This is a genomic window from Mesorhizobium loti (assembly GCA_014189435.1).
Taxonomy (GTDB): domain Bacteria; phylum Pseudomonadota; class Alphaproteobacteria; order Rhizobiales; family Rhizobiaceae; genus Mesorhizobium; species Mesorhizobium loti_G.
In genome coordinates this window covers 731,500-745,751 of sequence record CP050293.1, presented here as the reverse complement: position 1 = coordinate 745,751, position 14,252 = coordinate 731,500, and the positions used below count along the sequence as shown (strand labels likewise).

General features: G+C 60.3%; 18 protein-coding genes. 5 read left to right on the top strand and 13 right to left on the bottom strand.

Annotated elements, in window-relative coordinates; translation table 11 throughout:
• Positions 1 to 36 precede the first annotated feature (36 nt).
• The 7 genes from HB777_03590 to HB777_03560 all read right to left on the bottom strand — a co-directional run bounded on the left by HB777_03590 (position 37) and on the right by HB777_03560 (position 6,107).
• Entirely contained in the window at positions 37 to 1,791 is a 1,755-nt protein-coding gene (locus HB777_03590) for an AAA family ATPase (GenBank protein QND63094.1), read from the bottom strand.
• Positions 1,792 to 1,931: 140 nt separating this feature from the next.
• The gene (locus HB777_03585; GenBank protein QND63093.1) at positions 1,932 to 2,720 is read right to left on the bottom strand and encodes a restriction endonuclease subunit R; all 789 of its coding nucleotides are present in this window, start codon (positions 2,718 to 2,720) and stop codon (positions 1,932 to 1,934) included.
• Between the two features lie 165 nt (positions 2,721 to 2,885).
• Positions 2,886 to 3,278 carry a RidA family protein gene (locus tag HB777_03580; protein QND63092.1) on the bottom strand — a complete coding sequence of 131 codons (393 nt, stop codon included), beginning with the start codon at positions 3,276 to 3,278 and terminating at the stop codon, positions 2,886 to 2,888.
• Positions 3,279 to 3,353: 75 nt separating this feature from the next.
• The gene (locus tag HB777_03575; protein ID QND63091.1) at positions 3,354 to 3,746 is read right to left on the bottom strand and encodes a RidA family protein; all 393 of its coding nucleotides are present in this window, start codon (positions 3,744 to 3,746) and stop codon (positions 3,354 to 3,356) included.
• Between the two features lie 45 nt (positions 3,747 to 3,791).
• On the bottom strand, positions 3,792 to 4,436 hold the full coding sequence (locus HB777_03570) for a hypothetical protein (protein ID QND63090.1): 645 nt from the start codon (positions 4,434 to 4,436) through the stop codon (positions 3,792 to 3,794).
• A gap of 144 nt (positions 4,437 to 4,580) precedes the next feature.
• Positions 4,581 to 5,030, bottom strand: coding sequence for a cupin domain-containing protein (locus tag HB777_03565; GenBank protein ID QND68638.1), 450 nt, complete (start codon positions 5,028 to 5,030; stop codon positions 4,581 to 4,583).
• A gap of 333 nt (positions 5,031 to 5,363) precedes the next feature.
• Positions 5,364 to 6,107, bottom strand: a complete 744-nt coding sequence (locus HB777_03560; GenBank protein ID QND63089.1) for a DUF899 family protein — start codon at positions 6,105 to 6,107, stop codon at positions 5,364 to 5,366.
• 238 nt (positions 6,108 to 6,345) lie between these two features.
• Here HB777_03560 and HB777_03555 point away from each other — a divergent pair, with 238 nt between their 5' ends.
• Positions 6,346 to 6,681, top strand: a complete 336-nt coding sequence (locus HB777_03555; GenBank protein QND63088.1) for a hypothetical protein — start codon at positions 6,346 to 6,348, stop codon at positions 6,679 to 6,681.
• Positions 6,682 to 6,690: 9 nt separating this feature from the next.
• Here the strand turns inward: HB777_03555 and HB777_03550 are convergent, their stop codons facing one another.
• Both HB777_03550 and HB777_03545 read right to left on the bottom strand, forming a co-directional pair.
• Positions 6,691 to 7,179, bottom strand: a complete 489-nt coding sequence (locus HB777_03550) for a GNAT family N-acetyltransferase (protein ID QND63087.1) — start codon at positions 7,177 to 7,179, stop codon at positions 6,691 to 6,693.
• A 5-nt stretch (positions 7,180 to 7,184) separates the two neighbouring features.
• Positions 7,185 to 8,087 (bottom strand): lytic transglycosylase domain-containing protein, encoded by a 903-nt coding sequence (locus HB777_03545; GenBank protein QND63086.1) that lies wholly within the window; start codon positions 8,085 to 8,087, stop codon positions 7,185 to 7,187.
• Between the two features lie 181 nt (positions 8,088 to 8,268).
• Between HB777_03545 and HB777_03540 the strand changes: the two genes are divergently transcribed.
• Positions 8,269 to 8,838, top strand: coding sequence for a methylated-DNA--[protein]-cysteine S-methyltransferase (locus tag HB777_03540; GenBank protein QND68637.1), 570 nt, complete (start codon positions 8,269 to 8,271; stop codon positions 8,836 to 8,838).
• Between the two features lie 13 nt (positions 8,839 to 8,851).
• Here the strand turns inward: HB777_03540 and HB777_03535 are convergent, their stop codons facing one another.
• Positions 8,852 to 9,181: a hypothetical protein gene (locus tag HB777_03535; GenBank protein QND63085.1), complete on the bottom strand. Its 330-nt coding sequence runs from the start codon at positions 9,179 to 9,181 to the stop codon at positions 8,852 to 8,854.
• Positions 9,182 to 9,458: 277 nt separating this feature from the next.
• On the opposite strand from HB777_03535, the gene HB777_03530 reads away from it, so the two are divergent.
• Together HB777_03530 and HB777_03525 are read left to right on the top strand one after the other, a co-directional pair.
• Positions 9,459 to 9,671, top strand: coding sequence for a cold-shock protein (locus HB777_03530; GenBank protein QND63084.1), 213 nt, complete (start codon positions 9,459 to 9,461; stop codon positions 9,669 to 9,671).
• A 246-nt stretch (positions 9,672 to 9,917) separates the two neighbouring features.
• On the top strand, positions 9,918 to 10,118 hold the full coding sequence (locus HB777_03525) for a hypothetical protein (protein ID QND63083.1): 201 nt from the start codon (positions 9,918 to 9,920) through the stop codon (positions 10,116 to 10,118).
• Between the two features lie 251 nt (positions 10,119 to 10,369).
• Here HB777_03525 and HB777_03520 read toward each other — a convergent pair whose 3' ends face one another.
• The 3 genes from HB777_03520 to HB777_03510 all read right to left on the bottom strand — a co-directional run bounded on the left by HB777_03520 (position 10,370) and on the right by HB777_03510 (position 12,833).
• On the bottom strand, positions 10,370 to 10,978 hold the full coding sequence (locus HB777_03520; protein QND63082.1) for a glutathione S-transferase family protein: 609 nt from the start codon (positions 10,976 to 10,978) through the stop codon (positions 10,370 to 10,372).
• A 113-nt stretch (positions 10,979 to 11,091) separates the two neighbouring features.
• Positions 11,092 to 11,940: an EAL domain-containing protein gene (locus HB777_03515; GenBank protein ID QND63081.1), complete on the bottom strand. Its 849-nt coding sequence runs from the start codon at positions 11,938 to 11,940 to the stop codon at positions 11,092 to 11,094.
• The gene (locus tag HB777_03510; protein ID QND63080.1) at positions 11,937 to 12,833 is read right to left on the bottom strand and encodes an EAL domain-containing protein; all 897 of its coding nucleotides are present in this window, start codon (positions 12,831 to 12,833) and stop codon (positions 11,937 to 11,939) included. The genes HB777_03515 and HB777_03510 overlap by 4 nt, the downstream gene beginning before the upstream one ends.
• Positions 12,834 to 13,028: 195 nt before the next feature.
• On the opposite strand from HB777_03510, the gene HB777_03505 reads away from it, so the two are divergent.
• On the top strand, positions 13,029 to 14,231 hold the full coding sequence (locus HB777_03505; GenBank protein ID QND63079.1) for a pyridoxal phosphate-dependent aminotransferase: 1,203 nt from the start codon (positions 13,029 to 13,031) through the stop codon (positions 14,229 to 14,231).
• Positions 14,232 to 14,252: the final 21 nt, after the last annotated feature.

Below are 14,252 nucleotides of genomic sequence, written 5' to 3'. Positions count from 1 at the left end.
CGACACTGCGGTCCGACAACGAGTCAAGAAGGTTATTTAATGAGGATGATTACAGAAATCGTTAATCTCCTCCAGTATAGCTCTAAAATCCTGGTCAACGTCATCGCGCCCCATGGAATCAACAATCATACGATGCGTGAGTCCCCCGATATTTTCTCTCTGAAGAATATCATTTAACCTAGATAAGACTTCTTTCCCGGGAACGATCTTGAGCCGATCTTCAAGGTTATCCCATAGCCTCTCGAATTCACGTTGCGTTTCTTCATTGATAGTCGCCATATCGCGTCGGTCACCAACAGTGCGCAAGTACTCGACGTGACGCGCCGATAGCCTGCTGACCACCCGATGCTTCACCGTCGTTGTTGCCTCGTTCAGCCAACCCTCTATGGCATTATCAGAAGGCTGTTCGCGCTGGCGCTCACGAGCACGACGCTTTATTGCTTCTGTCAACGGACGTACTTCCAGTAGGTAATTTTCAATCTCTTTTCTCTCCAGGACATGGCATCTAAGGCCCGCCTCGCGCAATTTCAGTTCAAACGCGGCAATTTCTGATGCCGGCCGATAATCTTTATCGAAGAGGCAAAAAACCTCGATGTCGATATCTAGTATTTCGCGAAACGCCCAAACTGCATTTAACGCGCGGTCCCAACCTTCAAAACCACCAAGTTTTATAAAAGGAACCGTACCGATGGCCAAATTCTCAAGACCCAAGCGTTTGGCGAGGGTCTGAAATAGTCGCCTATCATCTCCTTCTACAAATATAACACGCCGAGATTTTGCGACGCGCGCAAAGTCAACATTTTGAGATGAGCCGACATAGCTATAAATTCTGTTGTAATCATCCTCAGAAGTTATTCGCTTTGCGCTCCGGTAGTTTGAATTCACGGAGATAATTTCCAGCGGATCGGCTTCATTTATTATTTCTACAGAATGAGTAGCAAAAATAAACTGCTCATAGCGATCTCTTACAAATCTAAGCAACTTCTTTTGTATATCGGGGTGCAGATAGATGTCCGGCTCGTCTATCACAACCAATGAATGCGGCATCGCACGACGGAGATGGGTGAGCAGTTGGAGCCAGATCTGAAAGCCGAATCCAGACCACTGTATTTCCCTGGCTATCCTGTTTTCGTCATAGAACATTTCCAATATAGCCTGATTCCCTCTTTGCCTCTCCGGTTGCTGTATCAATATTCCCGGCCAAGCATGGGCGACATCGGCGGAAAATTCGGTAAATTCAGCCTGCGTTCTTCGAAACCAGACATTGCGCAGGTGTCGACTAGCCGTTCTAGTTGCCTCAGAACGCCTTATGGTTTCGTCTTCCACCCACCGTTCTTCTTGTTCGAGGGGCGCCAGTGTGGGAACGATAAGAAAATGCATCGGAAACGCGCCAGCAAATCGCGAGACGGAATTTAGTCGCCGACCATCGGTGCCTATATAGAATCTAATCGGCCGCTCAGGATTTATCAGAACGACCGCTCGAGCGCCGTTTACATGGGTGAATTCGAGAATTGCGTCGTCTTCATTATAGTTGTGGGTAGAGTGACTTAAATTAACGGGTATCCTATTTTCGGGAACTATGTGACCATCAAATATCTCACCCCCATCTAACTGCAAGACCTGCGGTACGCGTAGCCTTGCGTATCGGAAGCATGAATCAAGTATTCGAATAGCATCAATTACCGCAGATTTTCCCGCGTTGTTCGGGCCTACAAAGATGTTTCCACTCTTGAGTGGAATCGAGTATGCGTCGAATTTACGAAAATTTGTTAGCCGAATATGTCTGAGCATTGTCCCACCACGCCCCGGCCGGTCGAGGCCTCAGTTCTCAACACCAAGCGATGCTCGTTCTCCCGCACGCTCGTAGAATTAGCCCAAGTCTCTCGGCCGGATTGCCGCAGGGCAAAGGCAAAATGCTAAAATCGGCAAAATCAGTTCGAGACATCGACGACAACTGCTTTCGCTACCTTGTTCTTGGCTCTTTCCAGCTTGTTCACAGCCTTTCGCATCCTGGCGACCGCTTCCTTGGCCTTGTCGCCTTCAATCGTATCCCGCTTGATCACTTCATTTTCGATGAGCAGCGACAGGTTCTCATTGCCTACCTTGATATCTGGAAAGAGCTTTCGGATTTCGCGACGCACCACCGAAATCACTGGTTCTGATCGGATAATCGCGGAAACCGTGAACTTGTTGAACAACTGAGCCTGCTGATGAAAGGCATCCATTGCATCGGTCGTCAGCCCTTCCTTGGCGAACAGGAAGAGGCACTGGAGATGATCCTCATTCTTGGGGCTCATTTCGGCAAAGACGATGCGGCAGACTTCTTCGTGGCTGATCTGATTTGCCACATAGATACGAACGAGCCGCCATTCGACGGCATTGGTCAGGATCACCCAATGGATGCCTTGGTGAGCCCCATAGTCAATCACTTGCCTCAAGTGATTATCGGCCAGGCTGCTGCCGGCTGATTTCACCTCGACAAGCAATCGCAGTTTTCCCGCGATCTTGATCGCGAGGTCGCAGTATGTAGCCTTGATCTGGTGTTCTGAGGTCAATTCATCATATTTGTCGTACCCAAAAACATCGGCAAGGATGTCCTTGATCAAGGTAACCGTGTCGGCTTCCGCGACATCGGATTTTTGCTGAGCCAGCGTAATGCGCTGATATTTCTTGATGTTCGACGCAACGCGTTCGACGAATTTCTTCGGTAATTTATTCAATGACTCACCCTCCCTATCCCCGATGGGAATTGAGGACGAGTTTACTTGAAAGACAAGTGAAAACTTACGTTGGAATTTTGCCAGCCCTTCGCGGGCTCAGGGCGTTCGAAGCTCGAAAAGCCAAGCAATTGGCTTTTCGTCCGCTACGCGGACCGCTTCTCACCCTCACGCAACCGCCACACACTCGATCTCGATATCAAACTCCATCGGCCAGGACGCCACCGGCACAAAACTCCGCGCCGGCGGGTTGGTCGTAAAATACTTCGCATAAACCCGGTTAATCGCGTTGTAGAAGCCGGAATTGACGGCGTAGATGCGCACCATCACCACATTGTCCAGCGACGTGCCGGCCGCTTCCAGGCAATGTTTCAGCGCCTTCAGCGACGCCTCGGTCTGCACCTCGATGTCGCCGCGCACCATCTCGCCGGTCACCATGTCCACTGGCGGGGTGGCCGAGATGAACACGAAGCCGTTGGCCCTCACCGCAGTCGAACACGGCAGGCCGAGCGCCCGCACCTTGGCCGACATAACCGGCACTTCGATGACTTCCTTCTTCATGGCAATCCTCCCCCTGTTTTCAGGGAGCTTATCCCGGCATTGGCGGAACGCCAGCGCCGACGCATGGTCCAGAGATCAAGCCGTTGCCACGCACTCGATCTCGATATCGAACTCCATCGGCCATGACGCCACCGGCACGAAGGTCCGCGATGGCGGGTTTTCGGGGAAATGCCTGGCATAAACCCGGTTGATGGCGGTGTAGAAGCCGGAATTGACGGCGTAGATGCGCACCATCACCACATTGTCGAGCGAGGTGCCGGCCGCTTCCAGGCAGTGCTTCAGCGCCTTCAGCGACGCTTCGGTCTGCACCTCGATGTCGCCCTTGACCAGCCTGCCGGTCGCAATATCGAGCGGCGGCGTGCCGGACACGAAGACCAGTCCCGCGGCCCTGGTCACCAGCGACAGCGGCACGCCCAGCGACCGCACGGCCGCCGACAGCACCGGCACTTCGACGATTTCCTTGGCCATGACGATCCTCCGAGGTTTTGAGCCGATGCTAGCGCAAAAACCTCCTCAGCGCGATCTGCGGCCGAAAGTTGAAGTTCCATTCGACCTTGCGAAGGAGCCGGCCGGCGCGACGCCTGGCTGTCTGGTCTCGCGCTGTTGATTGCGAGCAGCCGCCCGGCTGATCATCTGATCGGCTGCCTGCACATCGAACTCGCCGCTCGCGCCGCGTCTGGCTGAGCCGCGAAAGAGTGCCGCTCTCAGGCCAGGGTATTTCACCAGCACCGCCCCCAGGCCGAACAACCCGACCAGACACCATGAGCCGAAGACCATCAACTGGCTGCCGAAAGACCGCTTCGGTGCATCGGCTTCCGAAATGCCGAGAAACGGCAAAAGCTCGCGGATCTTTTCCTGTTTCAAGTCCACGTAGCGTTGGGATGTCTTGAAGTAGCCGACCCATTCGCCGCCGCCGAACATGCCGAATTTATAGCCGAGATCGAAATGCTCGCCTTCTTCCACAAAAACCGCCGGCAGATCGTGAACGAAACGCACGTCTTCTATGCCGATGGGAACAGGATGCGCTTTTTCGGTTGACGACGAGCCGTGCACCCCAGGGATCGGAAGCACCCGAAACCGCATTTTTCGGGCCTCGGCGTCAGTGGCAAAGAACATTGAAAAGAGCGCTGCCAGCGTGAATGCCACCACGAGCTTCATGTCTTCCCCCGGATCAACAACCCAGAAAACCGCATCTGTCGAATACACGGGAAAGTAGTATTTCTCGTTTTCGGAGAAACTAAAATTTTAGGGAACAACCAGCATACATCTTGCTTTTATCGGCACCGATACATCGTTCGAGGTTTAGCCCTGTCCCGGATACGGCGTGCCATCCCTATGCAGGAAACGCCCGTCGGAGCTCGGGCTCATCATGTCGATGTCGGAGCAAGTGATGACATCGTCCGGAGAGCGCGAGCCGACCTCCAGATAGAGCGCCGTCGTGGCGGACCGGTTGATCAAATGATGGCCGTTGCCGCTGTTCCTGGCAAACGTCGCGCAGTCGCCGCGCTTAAGCAGCGTCTCGCCGCCATCCTCGACCAGCGTCAGCTCGCCCTCCAGCAGATAGACGAACTCGTCCTCATGGCTGTGCCAGTGGCGCTGGCTGGACCAGCCGCCCGGCGGCAATGTCATCAGATTGACGCCGAAATCGGTGAGGCCGCCGGCATCGCCCAGACGGCGACGCGTGCGGGTGGCGCAGGGGACATCGAAGGGCGCGGGGTAGCCTGAGCCTTTGCGGGCGGGCACGGCGGACAGGGTCGATCTTGGGCATGGGAGGCTCCTCGAATGGATGCCCGCAGTCTACTTCACGGCTGGCACGGGCAAAGAGCCAATTGCTGCACGCGGTTCGCCAAGGGGCCGGCATCCACCGTGGCGCTCTACGGCGCCCCCCTCTGTCCTGCCGGACATCTCCCCCACAGGTGGGGAGATTGGCAGCTTCGGCGCCGGCTCTCTTCTTGCAATGTTGAAAATTGGCGAAAGCCGTGGTGACGGCCAATCTCCCTCCTTGTGGGGGAGATGTCCGGCAGGACAGAGGGGGGCGCCGTAGAGCGCTTACATTCTTCGGTTCAGGCACCACCGCCCTGCCCCTTAATGACAACACCCCTCCCCATACTGCAGCTGCTCGCTCCACTCCGGCCGGCCCTGCGGCGTGAAATCCATCAGGTTCCACAGGATCTCGCAGGTGCCGAGGCCGCGCGGGTCCTGGCCAGGTTCCGTCGGCGCGAAATCCAGTTCCGAACTCCAGAAATGGCGGATGCCGTCGCCATCGCGGTGGAATACCGACAGCAGCGGGATCTGTGAGCCGTCAGCCGCCTCCGCATTGTAGTCGCGCTTGAAGCTGTTGGCGGCCGACGACACCAGCCGCATGTTGCGCCAGCCCCTGTCGCGACCGAGCGTGACCAGGTTTTCGAGCTTGGTCTTGCCCGCCACCGCGAAATTGAAGCCGGCGGCCTGGAGATGGCCGACCGCACCGTCGAACTGGTCGAGCAGCGCGGTGCAGGACGGACACGGCTGGTCCGGGCGAGCGAGCTTCGCCGTGCCGCCGCTGGTCGCGACATCGCGCGTCTCCCGCGGATGGCGCGGAAACATCATGTTGTAGAGGATGAGCGAGTCCTTGCCCGGTGCGAACAGCTCCGAAAGCCTGACCTTGGCGGGCCTTCCATCGGCATCCAGCCCGTCGAATTCATAGTCCTGGCGGATCAGCCCGCCCGGCGGCAGCGCGCGCCGAGCCTCGGCGACCTCTTCCATGACGCGGCGCAGCTCGATTTCCTTGCGCAGCAGTTTTTCGCGCGCGGTGCGGTATCTGGCGGATTCGTTGGGAAAGGTGATCATGGTCGGCTCCTTCAAGTCGCGGCGCCGGCGTCCCGGCGCGGTTGCTCTGCGACCCAAGGACGTTTCGCGACGATCCGTTCCGACATTTTTTGCACGCGCGGCCGCGAGGCAGCATGCCAGGCAAGATGCGACCTGTCGCCTTGGTGGACAGGTTCTTTCTGAATTCCTCGGATGTGGAACCCGTCCGGCTTTCCCGCATTCTCACCGCGGGTTAAAGCCTGTGCTGCTGGGGGAAAAAATGCACGACGACGAGATCGACCTGCGCTGCCCGCAAGTGGTGGCCGACAATGCCGCCAAAGGCCTCAGGCTGCGCGGAGAGTTCGGCCGCGGCGGCACAGAGATCGGCGTCGCGCGGGCCACCGAACTGAAGAACCGGCAAAAGCTCTCGCCCTCCACCATCCGCCGCATGGTCAGCTACTTCGCCCGCCACGAGGTCGACAAACGCGGCAGGAACTACGGCAATGAGCAAAACCCGTCGGCCGGCTATGTCGCCTGGCTGCTGTGGGGCGGCGACGAGGGCCGCGCCTGGGCGCTGGAACTAAAAAAGAAGATTGGCAACGCGCCGGATATTTGAACCCCGATCTCACCCAGCCCAATCGACCTCGAACATGCCGAGCCGCTCGTAGAGCCGGACGGCGGCGGGATTCTCCACCGTGTTGGTCTTGAGGTCGACATGGTCGGCGCCGCGTTCGCGAAAAATGGCGAAGGCGTGCCACATCAGCGCCTCGGCAATGCCCTTGCCGCGCGCCTCGGGATGGACGGCAAGATCCTTGACGAAGGCGCGGGTCCAGCACAGCGCCGCTGCCGCCAACCGGCCCTTGGCATCGATGACGAGGAAGCACAGTGCCGGATCGAATTCGGGATCGTCCGATACGCGCGGCCACCATTCGTCGAACGGGCCGTCGGCGCCGTCGTCGAACACTTCGGTCAAAAGCGCATGCAGGGCCGGCGCGTCGCCGGGCTCGAGAGAGCGCATGACAAAGCCTTCGGGCCAATGCGGAGGAACCAGCGTCTCGTCGAGGATCTTGCGCAGCCGGATATCGTTCAAAGCCGGCGGGCGCGGTTCAGGCATCGCGCTCAGGCGTCGGGCTGCAGGCGGCGGCGCTGGCGGTCGCGGCCAAGCCCGGTCGCCTCGAGCAGACCCTTGCGCTTGGCATCGTAATAGTAGCCGGTCTGGTAGAGCCAGTCGGCCTTCTTGGCGTTGCCGCCGGCCACCAGCCAGGCGCCGCGCAGATATTTGACCGCGTATTTCAGATTGGTCTCGGCGTCGAACAGGCCCTTGGCCGGTCCGTCATAGCCCATGCCGCGCGCCGTCGCGTGCTTGATCTGCATCAGCCCCCAATGGCCGTTGTTGTAGGCTTTCGGGTTGAAGGTGCTCTCACGGTTGACGACATGACGCACGAGGTCCACCGGCACCTGGTAGATCGCGGCATATTTCTCGATCAGCCGCTCGACATCGCCACGCACGCCCGTGGCGTGTTCTTCCGTCGGCCCGACGGGACCCTGCACCAAGGCGGCCGGGTTCTGCGGCATGATATAGGCGACTTGCTGGACGCCGGGCATCCGGTCGCCCTTGGCGGTCGCCGGGATGACCAGCCCCGCGGTCGTATATGTCTCGGCGGCCTTGACCGGCTCGCCCGCAATGGCCGGCGCAGGCGCCTGCCAGGCATTGGCGGTCATCACGGCGGGCACGGCTGGTGCCGCGGGTGTCGATCCAGCAAAGGCGGCGGTCGCTGCCGCCGGTTGCGCGGCGGGATCGAGCGGCAGCTCGGCCGTCTGAACGGGGGCAATACCCGAGGATTCCGGCAGCACCGAAACGGTCTCCGGCAGCGGCACGGTGAAGCCGGCGTCAGTGCCGGCGACGGTCGCGGTTTCGGTAAGAGCCGGCGCGGATTTCATCTGCGAGGTCGACGTGCAGCCGCTGATGCCGGCGGCGGCCAGGATCACGCCGATCGCGATAAGGTTGAGTTTTGCTGGCAAGCCGCGCTCGGGTCCGATTTGTCGGGTTGTTAAGAAATCCCTTACACCAGCGATTCATGAGCGGCAATCGGGGCCATCCGGTGGTTTTCGGGTGGCGAGACGCAGGCGGTGATGCCATATTGTTCTGGATATGTACTGGGACGAATCCCGGTTTTCGCCACTTTGCGGAAAGGAATGCATGATGGACACGACAGCTTCGATCACGGCCGGCCACGCAGTGTTAGAAACAGTGATCGGTTTCATGGGCATTGCGTGGAGCGAAAAGGGCCTGATCCGGCTCTGCCTGCCCGAACGCAGCCGCGAGGCGGTGGAACGGCGCCTGCTGCGCCATGGCGGCGTTTCCGCCTCCACGGCCCAGCCTTCATGGGTGGTCGAGCTGATCGCGGCTATCAAGGTCTATGCGGCGGGCGAGGACGTCGATTTCACCAGTGTGCCGGTCGACCTCGACGGCGTCGACGATTTCCGCCTCGCCATTTACGACGCCGCGCGAAAACTCTCCTTCGGCGAAACCACCACCTATGGCGAGCTGGCCAAAACCGCCGGCCATGCCGGGCTCGCCCGCGAGACCGGGGCGGCGCTTGGCGCCAATCCGGTGCCGCTGGTCATTCCTTGCCATCGCATCCTTGCCGCCGGCGGCAAGATCGGCGGCTTCTCGGCGCCGGGCGGCTCGGTCACCAAGGAGAAGATGCTGGCCATGGAAGGCGTGCGCGTCGGCCCTCCGCCACCGGCGCAGGTTTCCTTCGGGTTCTGATGCAGGCAGGTGCCTAATTATTGTGGAAGAACCGCCGGCGGAAATGCCGCTCATTGTCCGGCCGCTTGCATTTGTAGACCGGGCAGGACTTGGTGTCGGCGCTCGGCACGTAGGCCCGCGTCCTCACTTCGCCCATGGTGCAGAACTGCTGGCTCTGCACATAGCGGTCATAGAGCGGCAATCCCGGCACCCGTGTCGACTGATAGCGCAGGATGACGGCGCCCTGCCGGGCGATCGTCGCCTGAACCTTGCCACAGCTCATGCGGGTCGGGTCGTAGCGCGAGACCGCCTGCGCCTCGGCGGCAATAAGCGTCAGGCAAGCGGCAAGCAGAATGGTTTTCATGGTCCTCTCCCCTGATCCGCCGCGCGAGGACAGCGTGATCTGCCGCAACGTTTTCAGCAGATTGGGGCAGCCGTTGGGCAGCGCCTCAATCACGGCTTTCTCACGCAGTCTTGTTTTTTATGCGAAACCAGCCTATATGCCTTCCATTGATATTTCGGCCGATCGATCCGGGCCTCGCGATCTTCGCGTTTGCTGACGTCTATCTCCAAAATCTCGATGCACACCGGCTGGACTTTGGTCTGGTCAAACTAAAGCAAATGTTGAAGGACTATCTAAAATGGCAACTGGAACGGTCAAGTGGTTCAACGCCACCAAGGGCTTCGGCTTCATTCAGCCTGACGCGGGCGGCGCGGACGTTTTCGTCCACATCTCCGCTGTCGAGCGTGCTGGACTGTCGACCCTGGTCGAAGGCCAGAAGATCAACTTCGAGATCGAGCAGGACCGCCGCACTGGCAAGTCGTCCGCTGGATCTCTGAGCAAGGCAGCCTGATTTTGCGAATAGCGCGCGCCGGACGAGAGTTCGGGGCGCGCGGCAAGTCACGGATGTACTGACAGTCGCGCGAGAAGCGCGCTGGAGCGGAAGACCCAGCACGCTGGATCAGCAGATAGCTGCCAGCCCGGACCGGACGCTCCCGATCAGGCTACCAAGCATGGGAAGGCGGGATTTATCCCGCCTTTTTGCTGTCTGGGGATCAGGCGCTTGGCCTCGCAACGCCGACCATGTTATTTTCACTTGATGACCAAGCTCGAACAGATCGAGAATTCCGTGGCAGCCTTGAGCCATGAGGAACTGAAGGCGTTTGCCAAATGGTTCGAGGCTTTTCGGGCAGATATGTGGGATCGGCAGATTGAGGCTGACGCGAAGGCCGGCAGACTGGATAAGCTTGCCGAGCAGGCTTTGGCTGAAGTACGCGCGGGCCGCACCCGCCCTCTGTGAATCACGTCATCAATCATCGACAATTGGCGAAAGCGGAAGCGACGGCGTCCTTCTCCCCGTCACTATACGGGGAGAAGTGCCCGGCAGGGCGATGAGGGGCAGCGCTGACGCCTCAGGACTGCCCGCCGCCAAACCAAGTCCAATTGAAAAAGGCCGGCGCTGCCCCTCATCTGGCTGCCGCCATCTTCTCCCCGTATAGAGACGGGGAGAAGGACGCTCTCACCGAGGTTTTCGCCAGTCGTCGGCGTTGCCTACCCCACCCACTCGATCGGCACATGCCCCGCATCCGCCTCCACCCGGCCAAGCCAGGCCGCCACCGCCGGATAGGCGTCGAGCTGGAAGCCGCCCTGCTCTGCCGTATGCGTATAGGCATAGAGCGCGATGTCGGCGACGCTAAACGCGCCGCCGGCGAAGAAGGCGTTGTTTTCCAGGTGCTTGTTCATCACGCCGAGCGCCTTGTTGCCGCGCTCCAGCGTCACCGCCAGCCGCTCCGGCGTCGCATCCCCGGCTCTTTCGGGAAAGGTCAGCAGTGCCTTGCGCACGGCGATATAGGGTTCGTGGCTGTACTGCTCGAAGAACAGCCATTGATAGGCGAGCCCGCGCTCATATCTGTCGACCGGCAGGAAGCGCGTGCCTTCGGCGAGATAGAGCAGGATGGCGTTGGATTCGGCCAGCCGCCGGCCGTCATCGAGCTCGAGCAACGGCACCATGGCGTTCGGATTCTTGGCGACAAAATCCGCTTTGCGCGTCTCGCCGGTGTGCGAGCTCACCTCGACATTGGTGAAGGCAAGGCCAAGCTTGGCCATCAGCAGGCGCGGCTTGTAGCAATTGCCGCTGTCGATCATGCCGTAAAGTATCATGGCTGTTCCCCGGAGTACTCTCCACTGGCGCAACTATCGCAGCGGCGGCGCCCTCAACCAATGATTTGTTTTGGTACGACGATCAGCGCCGCTGATGTGTGGATACCGGCGCCCTAGCCGAACAGCGGAACGACATTGCCGCCATTGCCCAGCAGCGTGTCGATGTGCAGCGGTTTTTCCTCGAAAACGGTTCCGGCCAAAGCCGGACGGGCGAGGAGAAAACCCTGCAGCAGGTCGACGCCGCCTTCGAGCGCGACGCGCAGATGGGTGGGCTGCTCGATGCCTTCGACCAGCACCTTGGCGCCGCGGTCATGCAGGCTGTTGACCAGCGGGCGGAAGAACCGCTCGGCGGCGGCGTGGCGGCAGAACTCGGCGAACCAGGCGCCGTCGATCTTGACGATGTCGGGCCTGAGCAGGCTCACCCGCTCCTCGGTCGAGTGCCCGGTGCCGAAATCGTCGATGGCGATGCGGATGCCGTCGCGCCGCATTTCGCGCACCAGCCGGGCCAGAAGCGCGTCATCGGCGGCCTGTTCGGTGATTTCGCAAACCAGCATGCCCGGCGCGAGGCCGAAATCGCCGAGATGCCTGGTCATCAGCCGGATCTCGGCCAGCGCCCGCCCGGGATGGTCATTGATCAGCGGATTGTAGTTGAAGAACAGGTCGAGCCCGTCGACGCCGATGTTGCGAAAATTCCTGAGATGCAGCGCCCGGCACACGGTCTCGACAAACAGCCGGTCCGAGGCGGCAATGCTTTCGAAGAAAACCCGCGGTGCGCCGGGCCGGCCGGCACGGTTCGGCTCGATCAGGGCTTCGACCGCGACAGCATGAAGCAACCGGCCACGCGGCGCGAAAATCGGCTGATAGGCGCTGCGCAGCCGGAACTCGCCATGGATGCCGTATTCAATGCCGACTTCGTCGACCTGGATCGCATCGCCGACATTGCGCCGCCGTTCAGGCCTCATGGCGCCACCCTGCGCCCGAAAGCCTTCACCGGTCGCGCCGAAGGCGTTGCCACGGCGGGAGCAGGCGTGTCACCGACGGCGGCAGCGACAGATGCTGGCCTGGTCTTGTCGAACACGCGAAAGCTGGTCGGCGCCAGTTCGGGCCGCGCCAGCACGAAACCCTGCACCATCGACGCTCCCGACTTCTCGGCAAGCTCCAATTGCCAGCCCTCCTCGATGCCCTCGAACACCGTGCGGATGCCTTGCTCCTCGAAACTTTTCACCATGGTGGTCAGCAGCGCGAAGCCGGCGCCGGATTCCATCAGCTGGGTGATCCAGTAGGCGTCGAACTTGACGATGTCCGGCTTCAGTTCCTTGATGCGGTTGATGTCGGAATCGTCGGCGCCATAGTCGTCGACGGCGATGCGAAAGCCGTTGGCCCTCAGTGCCGCAACGAAGCTGTGCAGGGTCTCCTGCGACGTCGACCGCTGCTCGGTCACCTCACATACGACACGGCGCGGATCGATGCCGGCCTCATGCAGCACCAGCCGCATTTCGCGCAAGGCGGCGTCGGCCACGGTGCGTTCGGTGAACACCGACGGATCGAAATTGACGAAGATCGACGCCTCCTGCGGCAGGCAGGCGCCGGCGTTCAGAAGATGCAGCGTCCTGGTCAGCGCCTCGATATGCAGTCGGTCGGCGGCCGGACAGGTGCTGAAAAAGCTCATCGGTGATTGCGGCTCGCCATCGCGAAACGGCCGGATCAGCCCTTCGAACGCGGCCACCGACAACTTGCCTTCGTTGAAGGCGAAGATCGGCTGGAAGGCGCTTTGCAGCGTGTAGATGCCCCAGACACCGGTGGAGGTGCCGTCGTCCTGACGGATGATGTGGGCAAGCCCGACGCTGCGCGACACGGTTCCTCGCTCCGCAATTGGTCTGCGATCCTGTCACTCAAGCCTCTACCGCTCGTTAATGAATTTATTGTTGCCGATCACGGCTCCTTGAGACCTGGATCAGCCGACAATGCTTGCACTGCGCGAAATCATGCGACATGAGAAGCGCCGCGGCCGCTCCCGGCCCGCGCCGACCTAGTTTGGAGATATCTGGTCATGGCCTTTCTTGCCGACACTCTTTCCCGCGTGAAGCCTTCCGCCACCATCGCGGTGACGCAGAAAGCGCGCGAGCTGAAAAATGCCGGCCGTGACATTATCGGCCTCGGCGCCGGCGAGCCGGATTTCGACACGCCAGACAACATCAAGAATGCCGCGATAGAGGCGATCCGCCGTGGCGAGACCAAATATCCGCCGGTTTCGGGTATCGTGCCGCTGCGCGAGGCGATCTCGAAAAAGTTCAAGCGCGAGAACAATCTCGACTACAAGCCCGAGCAGACCATTGTCGGCACCGGCGGCAAGCAGATCCTGTTCAACGCCTTCATGGCAACGCTGAACCCCGGCGACGAGGTGGTCATCCCCCGCCCCTACTGGGTCAGCTACCCCGAGATGGTGGCGATCTGCGGCGGCACGTCGGTGTTTGCCGACACCTCGATCGACAACGGCTTCAAGCTGACCGCTTCCGTGCTGGAAAAGGCGATCACGCCGAAGACCAAATGGCTGCTGATGAACTCGCCGTCGAACCCGTCTGGCGCCGCCTATACCGAGGCTGAACTGCGCGCGCTCGCCGACGTGCTGTTGAAGCATCCGCATGTCTGGACGCTGACCGACGACATGTACGAGCACCTGACCTATGGCGACTTCGTCTTCAAGACCATCGCCGAGGTCGAGCCAAAGCTTTACGACCGCACGCTGACCATGAACGGCGTGTCGAAGGCCTATGCCATGACCGGCTGGCGCATCGGCTATGCCGCCGGTCCGGTCCAGCTGATCAAGGCGATGGACATGATCCAGGGCCAGCAGACATCGGGCGCCTGCACCATCGCGCAATGGGCTTCGGTCGAGGCGCTGAACGGCCCGCAGGACTTCATCGCCAGGAACAAGGCGATCTTTCAAGGCAGGCGCGACCTCGTCGTCTCGATGCTCAACCAGGCGCGCGGCATCACCTGCCCGTCGCCGGAAGGCGCCTTCTATGTCTATCCCTCCTGCGCCCAGCTGATCGGCAAGAAGACCAAGGCCGGCAAGCTGATCGACACCGACGAGACCTTCTGCTCGGAACTGCTCGAAGCCGAGGGTGTCGCGGTGGTGTTCGGCTCGGCCTTCGGCCTTGGCCCCAACTTCCGCATCTCCTACGCCACCTCGGAGACGCTTCTGGAAGAAGCCTGCACGCGCATCCAGCGCTTTACGGCTTCGCTGACCTGACCGGCGCACTATGACGGCAGA